Raw genomic sequence first — 2,097 nt, 5'->3', positions numbered from 1 at the left:
CCCGGAATGTCAACTCAAGTAATAACCTTATTTAAATCGGTTAGTGATATAATTTGGTGCAATACGGAAAAGGATGTTTAGCTATGAATCAGGACAATACTACGCTTTCTAAAGCAGAAATTATTGCTATTTTACAGGGCAGTGAATTTATCATTTATCTGCATAACGGTGAAAAAAGGCTGGGCCACATCATAGATGCAGGAAAATTCTATGAACGCACAGTTAAATATTTTCCCGATAGATTCAAGGATTGTACTAATATACCGCAGGTCATGGCTGAAGCCAGTCTGGGTTTTGAAGGAGCGCTTAATTTAACCGGTGAAGATGGTGGTGTTGAATTAGACTAACCAAAAAGGCCAGGAGTTCAGTCGATCTATCAAAAACGGTCTACACTAGTATGGCATTAGCCAGACTGGTGTAGACCATTAACTTATTTTAAAAGGTTATCAAAAGCTTTATTTACGGCCTCTTGATCACGATTAGTGGTAAAGATTTTCACCGGTTGTAAATTACTCAGATCATTCGTGACTTCTTTGGTTGCATAGATCATGACTGGCACCCGTTTAGAAAATTTGGTTTTAACCAAGGCTACATTACCAATCACTGGGGTTCCCTTCGTCTTATCGGTAATTCGCCACTTATAGAGTTTTTTTGTATTCAAAACATGTTTCGTTCGGTCATTGGGATCAAGCACAATATGGTAGGCCATTAATATATTATCTGCCATTTTAATTCCTCCTATTTATTAATCTCAATAGGTTATCCATTAGTATAGGTGATGAGTTCCCAAATTGGTAATTATTTGGACAAAGCTAATAGGCAATAAAACCACATTTGATGACAAGCCTGTTTAATCCTGAGAATGTTGCAAATCAAGTCATTTATCCATATCAACAAGTATCACCAATGAAAAAGTTGCTTGGTGTAACGCTGACCATTACAAGACCCCCCACCACTAATGTAACTTAATTTTGTTTTATTAACGTTGACAATGCATTGAGGTACTCTTGGCCAACTGGTATTGGTGGTGGGGATTGAGGTAGATCACCTAAGAAAAACCGTTTTCGACAAGACTTCCTGTTTCTGCCTGCCATTGTAGCAGGTTTTAACAAATCAGGCGAATGTTTCATTCCTTGGTTCAGTTCTGAAACAGATCCGCAAAGGTTCACGCAAAAACCACTATTGTGAAGCGAGGCCGTTAGTTAGCAAGCTGGAGCAGCTTCAACAAGCATGGTATTGGAGGAGGGGTGTGCTGCTCTTAACTGAAGGGTACAGCACTGCCAACCTAACTGGCAGCATGACAATGGTTAAACGGAATTAGTTGTTTAATAGCTGATGATTGATGAGCTGTCGTTGAATATGATAGACCGTGTTGCGAGCTACTCCAGTTTGTCGCGCAATTTCAGTAATTGGCAGACGTTTTCCCTGAGCGCGAGCTTGCAATAACTTAACGATTTGTTCATAAATCAATCGTTTTTGAGGATCATCAGAGTCGGCGACATATTGTGGTTTTCTTCCTTTATAGACACCACGTTGTTTGGCAACTTGAATCCCTTGACGTTGGCGTTCATGAATTTTTTGGCGTTCATTTTCAGCCGTATATTTTTGAATTTCTAGGACCAGATTTGTGAGCAGAGCTTTTAAGTTACAATCACGGACCCCTTCAAATGAGGGAAGATCTAAAACGTTTAAAACGGCTCCTTTTTGGCGAATGGTTTCGATAATTCTAGTTAAATCTTCACTGTTACGTCCCAATCGGTCTAAGCTTAAAACAAAAACTTCATCGTCTTGGCGAATAAAATCTAAGAGTGCATTTAACTGCGTTCGTTGGGTGTTTTTACCAGAAACCTTTTCCTGAAACAATTTATCGACGTTAGCTTGATTTAATTGGTTTACTTGACGAGCCAAGTTTTGATCAGCGGAACTAACACGAGCATAGCCGACACGCATGAGTAGGCCTCCCTAAAAAAGTTTAACAATATAGTCAAAAGAAAATGAACACATTTCAAGTCTAATCACTTACGGTAGTATTTATTGATATTACTAGTTTTTTGATAGAGAAATAATTATACCACTCAATGTTCAAACAGGGTACAC

At 38.8% G+C, this 2,097-nt stretch carries 3 protein-coding genes; 1 reads left to right on the top strand and 2 read right to left on the bottom strand.

Features of this window, described 5'->3' with window-relative positions:
• The first annotated feature begins 83 nt into the window (after positions 1-83).
• Complete coding sequence (locus FC82_RS06515; RefSeq protein WP_056996544.1) at positions 84-347, top strand: hypothetical protein; 264 nt, start codon at positions 84-86, stop codon at positions 345-347.
• 83 nt (positions 348-430) lie between these two features.
• Here FC82_RS06515 and FC82_RS06510 read toward each other — a convergent pair whose 3' ends face one another.
• Entirely contained in the window at positions 431-727 is a 297-nt protein-coding gene (locus tag FC82_RS06510; RefSeq protein WP_054762940.1) for a DUF5839 family protein, read from the bottom strand.
• Between the two features lie 590 nt (positions 728-1,317).
• A complete protein-coding gene (locus tag FC82_RS06505; protein ID WP_056996543.1) occupies positions 1,318-1,950 on the bottom strand; it encodes a recombinase family protein in 633 nt (210 codons plus the stop codon).
• Between the last annotated feature and the right edge of the window lie 147 nt (positions 1,951-2,097).

This window comes from Secundilactobacillus collinoides DSM 20515 = JCM 1123 (genome assembly GCF_001435975.1).
Classification (GTDB): Bacteria; Bacillota; Bacilli; order Lactobacillales; family Lactobacillaceae; genus Secundilactobacillus; species Secundilactobacillus collinoides.
This window is presented reverse-complemented; position numbering and strand designations above follow the sequence as displayed.